The sequence below is a fragment of the Acinetobacter sp. A3 genome (assembly GCF_012371415.1).
In the GTDB taxonomy this organism is placed as follows: Bacteria; Pseudomonadota; Gammaproteobacteria; order Pseudomonadales; family Moraxellaceae; genus Acinetobacter.
This window is the reverse complement of record NZ_JAAZQW010000067.1, coordinates 1-6,156: the sequence shown is the minus strand read 5'-3', so window position 1 is coordinate 6,156 and position 6,156 is coordinate 1. Positions and strand designations below refer to the sequence as shown.

General features: G+C 37.9%; 7 protein-coding genes. 6 read left to right on the top strand and 1 reads right to left on the bottom strand.

All coding sequences use genetic code 11. The annotated features are described in order from the left end of the window. Nucleotides 1–101: 101 nt before the first annotated feature. A complete protein-coding gene (locus tag HHA42_RS12940; protein WP_168419517.1) occupies nt 102–653 on the bottom strand; it encodes a transglycosylase SLT domain-containing protein in 552 nt (183 codons plus the stop codon). A 354-nt stretch (nt 654–1,007) separates the two neighbouring features. On the opposite strand from HHA42_RS12940, the gene HHA42_RS12935 reads away from it, so the two are divergent. The 6 genes from HHA42_RS12935 to HHA42_RS12910 all read left to right on the top strand — a co-directional run bounded on the left by HHA42_RS12935 (nt 1,008) and on the right by HHA42_RS12910 (nt 5,981). Then, complete coding sequence (locus HHA42_RS12935; protein ID WP_168419516.1) at nt 1,008–2,600, top strand: Na/Pi symporter; 1,593 nt, start codon at nt 1,008–1,010, stop codon at nt 2,598–2,600. A 108-nt stretch (nt 2,601–2,708) separates the two neighbouring features. Further along, nucleotides 2,709–3,176: a Cys-tRNA(Pro) deacylase gene (gene ybaK / locus HHA42_RS12930; RefSeq protein WP_168419515.1), complete on the top strand. Its 468-nt coding sequence runs from the start codon at nt 2,709–2,711 to the stop codon at nt 3,174–3,176. A 176-nt stretch (nt 3,177–3,352) separates the two neighbouring features. Then, nucleotides 3,353–3,769 carry a YeeE/YedE thiosulfate transporter family protein gene (locus HHA42_RS12925; RefSeq protein WP_168419514.1) on the top strand — a complete coding sequence of 139 codons (417 nt, stop codon included), beginning with the start codon at nt 3,353–3,355 and terminating at the stop codon, nt 3,767–3,769. Further along, nucleotides 3,770–4,186, top strand: coding sequence for a DUF6691 family protein (locus tag HHA42_RS12920; RefSeq protein ID WP_168419513.1), 417 nt, complete (start codon nt 3,770–3,772; stop codon nt 4,184–4,186). It abuts the gene before it with no gap. A gap of 1 nt (nt 4,187) precedes the next feature. Further along, nucleotides 4,188–5,054 carry an MBL fold metallo-hydrolase gene (locus HHA42_RS12915; protein ID WP_168419512.1) on the top strand — a complete coding sequence of 289 codons (867 nt, stop codon included), beginning with the start codon at nt 4,188–4,190 and terminating at the stop codon, nt 5,052–5,054. Nucleotides 5,055–5,219: 165 nt separating this feature from the next. Next, nucleotides 5,220–5,981 (top strand): alpha/beta fold hydrolase, encoded by a 762-nt coding sequence (locus tag HHA42_RS12910; RefSeq protein ID WP_168419511.1) that lies wholly within the window; start codon nt 5,220–5,222, stop codon nt 5,979–5,981. Nucleotides 5,982–6,156 lie beyond the last annotated feature (175 nt).

The following is a 6,156-nucleotide window of genomic DNA, read 5'->3' as shown; positions in this document are numbered from 1 at the left end:
TTTTTATGCCTGAATTAAAATTAAAAAGAATAAAAATAAAGAACACCAAAAAATAAAACCATCAATGGATGGTTTTAGCTACACCTCATTACACAAGAGAATTAAAGTGCATCTTTTAAGTTTTTTTGATGCTGCTTAACTTGTTTTGCATAACGTTTTCCCTGTTTTTTCATTTTCCGATTACTGTGATAACCCGTTGGTCCAACATTATAATAGGCCAGTGCTTTTAGCCATTTGCCTGACTGATTTTTATAATGATTTAAAATATAAGTGCCGCAATTGATGTTGGTGTGTTCATGATATAAATCACCAGGGCAAGTTTGTTGCCAATAGCGTGGAATGATTTGGGTAAATCCTACCGCACCAGCAGGTGAAGTCGCATACGCACGATAATTAGACTCTTGTCTGATTAAGGCCGCAACAAGTAAAGGGTCTACATCGTGTTTTTCGGAGCTTTGCACGATGATTGGTGCAACTCGATTTGCTGTATCTGGATGCACTGCATAGGCTTTTTGGATACCAGTAGATAATTTAGCTGATCGTTTTGCAATTGAACCACCACCTAAAGGTGAACAAGCCGTAATGGTGAGAGTAAGGAAACTGATACCCAATACTTTAATCGATGAGTAGTTTTTTAAAAAAGTTAGTATCATAAAAATGGTTTCTATAGATGCTGTCTAAAAATATTTGGCTTTAAGTGTATACTTTGATGGTAGTCAGCACACATATTTGAGTCAAGCAGCTGAAAGTACAGAATTGTATTATCAATCCAAATAGCCTTTTAAGAATTTTATTCATTTTCATGAATATATTTTCTGCATTTGATTGAATTAATCTATAGCGATTGATTTGTGATTTAATTTTTATTATATGACAGTTGTATGACAGTTTTTTTATTTTATATAAACTATTGGAAAAGAAGAAATAAACTGCAATTTTAAGCGGAAAGTGCGTACAATATCGGCTTTTTAACACTTTCAAAATTGCGTCTTACACAGGGAGTAAGTGTGTTAGAAGTCATTGTACAATTATGCGGTGGTATTGGTCTTTTCTTGATAGGAATGACCATGATGACAGACAGTCTGAAAGAAATGGCAGGCGAAACGCTGCGTGTCTGGTTGTCTAAATTTACAGGTTCACCCATTAAAGCCGTGCTTTCAGGTATTGGCTTGACGCTGATTGTACAGTCTTCTACAGCAACCACCTTAGCAACGATTGGTTTTGTCAGTGCAGGTATTCTCACTTTTGCCCAAGCAATTGGGGTGATCATTGGTGCAAATATTGGTACAACCAGTACAGGTTGGATGGTTGCATTTTTAGGTGTTAAATTTTCTATCACCAGTTTTGCCTTACCGTTGATTGGTATTGGCGCAATCCTCAAACTTTTTAGTCAGGGACGTGTTGCCTTATTTGGCTTGACCATAGCGGGCTTTAGCTTAATCTTTCTTGGCATTGATATGTTGCAAGTTGCAATGTCAGGATTTGCCGAACGTGTAGATTTATCAGTATTTTCAAGTCGGTCGTTAATCGCCCAATTAAGTTTGGTTTTGGTTGGCATTATCATGACGATTCTATTGCAATCGTCGAGTGCTGCGATTACTGCAACTTTAGCTGCATTGGCAAGTGGAGCGATTGATTTACAACAAGCGCTTGGTTTGGTGATTGGTCAAAATATTGGAACTGTTGCCACAGCAATCATTGCTGCTGTAGGGTCGACTGCGAATGCGAAGCGTACAGCTGCGGTTCATGTGATATTTAACGTAGTTTCAGCTGTTTTTGCATTTATTATTTTAAAGCCGTTATTCCTAGAATTGACTGAAAATCAGCGTCTGATGGCAGACTGGGATAACGTAGTCATTGTTGCAGCCTTTCATACGGCTTTTAGTTTTTGTGGCACTATTATTTTGTTGCCGATGATTCGTCAATTTGAACAACTCATTATGAAACTCATTCCTGATCAGACGCAATCGGTGTTGTGCTATCTCGATCAAGCGAGTTTGTCTGTGCCTGCTTTGGCCATCCATGCTGCATCTAAAGTAATTTATCACAGCTTATATGATGTATTGCTGATGATTAAATTGGCTATTCAAGAAGGTAGACTGCCATCTAAAGTACGCTTACAGCAATTAGATGAAGTGCTGATTCAAGTACAACGTTATTTGGAAGATATGTCGATTTCTGAAAATGAAGTAGATCAACAACGCTTAATGGCAATGCTCAGATTGATGGTGTATTTACGAGTTTTGCGTAGTGATTTGGAAAATATCAGTTTAGCAAAAGAGATTCGGACCCAACCAGCAATTTATCAAGTCGGTTTGGATTTTGTGCATATTATGGATGAGCATTTAAAAGAAATTGATGATTTTGATGTACACAATCACGTTGTCAGTTTGAATACAGAATTAACCAACCTGAAAAATTGGACTGAAGAGCAACGTGCCGATAATCGAGAAAAGGTATTGCAATACACTGCGGTCAATCAATTAAATGCAGCTACTGGATTAGAATTATTAGCAGCACAACGTTGGCTTGACCGTGTGGTTGCGCACGCACAGCGGTTGGCGAATGTTCTGGTAGAAAATTCACGTAAACCTGAATAAAAAAGAGGGCTATTTGTTTGTTATATTGCTAATAAATAGCCTAAGCAAATATGGATTTAAACTTAAGTCAGCGTATAATTTTCTAACTATTTCTTAAAGAATTCTCAAATGACACCAGCGACCAAACTTTTAAAAGCTAAGAAAATCCAGTTTTCTATTCATGAATATGAACATGATGCAAATGCCAAAAGCTTTGGATTGGAAGCTGCGGAAAAATTAGGTTTGGACGTGACTGAAGTCTTTAAGACCTTGTTAGTCAGTGATGATAAAAACTTCTTTGTTGCAATTCTTCCCGTACATCATCAATTAAATCTTAAAAAAGTGGCCGCAGCATTTTCATGTAAAAAATTGCAGATGGCAGACCCGAAGGATGCAGAACGCTTAACAGGTTATTTGGTTGGTGGAATCAGTCCGATTGGGCAGAAGAAAAAACTTAAAACAGTGATTGATCAATCAGCTCAAAAGCTAGACTACATGTATGTAAGTGGCGGTAAACGAGGTTTAGATATTGGTTTGTCTCCAGCAGATTTGGCACAAGTACTAAATGCTAGTTTCGCTGAAATTGTAGATGCTTGAATTGAGTATTCTGAGTATTTTTTACAATAAAATATAGTCCTTGTGAGCAAATAAGATAATGATTCCAAATGAAGTGCTTATTGTGAGGTAATGCCTTTACAAAATTTACAAGAGAAAGGTTGAATAAAAATATTAATAATATATTATAAAAACATATATTGTTTTGAGTTAAAAGAATGCATGATTATCTGCTGGCATTAATTGGTGGTGGGCTGCTGGGACTTGCAGTCGTGGGTTATTTATATGTCCATGGCCGTATTGCAGGTATTAGTGGCTTGCTCGCTCAGGTGTTGAATCCACAGACTTTGTTCAAAACGCCTGCACTGTGGTTTGTGTTAGGTATTTTTGTTGTGCCGTTTTTTTATGGAATTTGGGCAACTCCAGAAATTGAGCTGAATGCAAGCCCTTTAATGATGATCGTTGCGGGTTTATTGGTAGGCTTCGGTACGCGTTTAGGTTCGGGCTGTACCAGTGGTCACGGTATTTGTGGCATGAGCCGTTTGTCTAAACGCTCTATGGCTGCTACAGGTACGTTTATGTTGGCAGGTTTTATTACCGTGTACGTTATTCGCCATATCACAGGAGCATTCTAAATGAAAAACTTCTTGGCCTTCATTTTTGGTGGTATTTTTTCAATTGGACTTATGCTTTCTGGAATGTCGAATCCTGAAAAAGTTTTAAACTTCCTTGATCTTTTTGGGCAATGGGATGCGAGTCTGGCCTTTGTAATGATGGGTGCGATTGCTGTTGCATTTGTTCCATTCCAAAAATTGGTGCGTCAGCCTGAACCGAAAACATTGCTGAATGAACCGATTGAGCTACCAAAACAAACGCAGATCGATTCTAAATTGATCACTGGTAGTTTTATTTTTGGTGTGGGTTGGGGAATTGCAGGTATTTGTCCTGCGCCAAGCTTAACTTTAATTGGATTAGGCTATTATCAAGCGATCTATTTTATTATTGCCATGTTGGTGGGTATTCTAATTCATCGTAAGGTTGCAGGAGTATAAGATGCGAGCAGACATTCAGCATTTTTTTGATGAAAATACCAATACATTCAGTTATGTTGTAAGTGATCCTGCAACGCATCAATGCGCAATTATTGATAGTGTTTTGGATTATGACGCTGCATCAGCAACTACTTCAACAACGCTTGCTGATGAAATTATTGCTTATATTCGTAAAAACCAATTAACGGTTGAATGGATTTTAGAGACGCATGTGCATGCAGATCATCTGACCGCTTCACAATATTTAAAGGCTGAGTTAGGTGGCAAAATTGCCATGAGTCATAAAATTTCGATCGTGCAGGAAACATTTAGCGCCATTTATAACTTAGATATTAAATATTTTAATTCGCATCAATCGTTTGATTATTTATTTGATGACCATGAAGCATTTACTATCGGCGAGTTAAAAGCCTATAACATCCCAACACCAGGGCATACACCTGCATGTTTAAGCTATGTGATTGGTGATGCAGTTTTTGTGGGCGATACCTTATTCATGCCAGATTACGGTACGGCGCGCTGTGATTTCCCAAAAGGAAGTGCAGGGCAATTGTATGATTCTGTACAAACACTCTACGCGCTGCCTGAAGAAACTCGGGTGTTCCTATGCCATGATTATCTACCAGAGTCACGTGAAAAATATGAGCATACTACACTGATAAAAACACAGAAAATGCAGAATATTCATATTCATACAGGTGTGACCAAAGCAGAATTTATAGAGATGCGTACCAAGCGAGATGCAACTTTAAGTATGCCTAAATTGATTCTACCATCTATACAAATCAATATGGATGCTGGGAAATTTCCTGAACCTGAAGCAAATGGTATTCGCTATTTGAAATTACCTTTAAACTATTTCAAATAAATATTTAATGCAAATGCAGTGCATGTAGAGTATTGCCTAGGACTCAAAATAGCCTAAGCAATACTACAAGAGATATAAAGATAAAAGTACCTGAATAATTTGATTTTTACCCTAAAAAACCATTAAATAGATCACTACTATGTTTTCAAGTTCGGTATCCGCTTTATGTTATTAAATTATCAGATCACGCAAAATCAACCTGAATCGACTGCTGTACCTTTGGTTTTTATTCATGGTTTATTTGGTAGTTTGAGTAATTTAGGCATGTTAGCGCGTGCATTTCAGGAACAACGTACAGTCATTCAATTAGATGTGCGTAATCATGGTAAATCAGCACATTGTGATGAGATGAATTATGCTGCCATGGCGCAGGATGTGTTGGAAACTTTGGATGCACTAGATATTCAGCAGTTTTCTGTAGTGGGCCATTCAATGGGAGGTAAGGTGGCGATGACTTTAGCACCACTTGCCGCTGAGCGTTTACAGCAGTTAGTTTTACTGGATATTTGTCCTTTCGCGTACCCTGAAAACCGCCATGATCAAATTTTTAAAGCACTCTTTGCTGTGCAAGATGCGCAGGTAGAAAGTCGTCAGGCAGCCATGGAAATTATGCGCCAGCATCTTAATGAAGAAATGGTGGTGCAGTTTCTAATGAAATCTTTTAGTAAAGGACAGTGGCTGTTTAATTTGAATGCTTTGCGCACTCATTATGCAGAAATTTTGTCATGGCATACGGTGCATAGTCTTGTAGATACGTTGTTTATTCGTGGTGGAAATTCACCTTATATTCAATTGCCTGAGCATTTTGCCGCAATTGAAGCACAATTCCCACATGCAAAAATTGAACAAGTGGCTCATGCGGGACATTGGTTGCATGCTGAAAAAACAGCTCAAGTATTAGAATACATGACAGAATTTTTAGATTGAGCCATTTTTGATTGCGAGCAAGTTTGAGCTTAAATTTTGCTTAGGCCGATGCATTATAAAGGTGTGTTGGCTGTTCCTTAAAATGTAGTCAAACATAATCAAGGACTAATTCGCACTCTGTTAATGTCTTGTTGCCAAGCGTGTAACTAGAGCCTGAGTCGGTCAGTTCCGACTT

Coding starts and splice junctions, on each gene's coding strand:
- HHA42_RS12940 (WP_168419517.1), bottom strand. CDS start 653: ATGATACTAACTTTTTTAAAAAACTACTCATCGATTAAAGTATTGGGT.
- ybaK (WP_168419515.1), top strand. CDS start 2,709: ATGACACCAGCGACCAAACTTTTAAAAGCTAAGAAAATCCAGTTTTCT.
- HHA42_RS12925 (WP_168419514.1), top strand. CDS start 3,353: ATGCATGATTATCTGCTGGCATTAATTGGTGGTGGGCTGCTGGGACTT.
- HHA42_RS12920 (WP_168419513.1), top strand. CDS start 3,770: ATGAAAAACTTCTTGGCCTTCATTTTTGGTGGTATTTTTTCAATTGGA.
- HHA42_RS12915 (WP_168419512.1), top strand. CDS start 4,188: ATGCGAGCAGACATTCAGCATTTTTTTGATGAAAATACCAATACATTC.
- HHA42_RS12910 (WP_168419511.1), top strand. CDS start 5,220: ATGTTATTAAATTATCAGATCACGCAAAATCAACCTGAATCGACTGCT.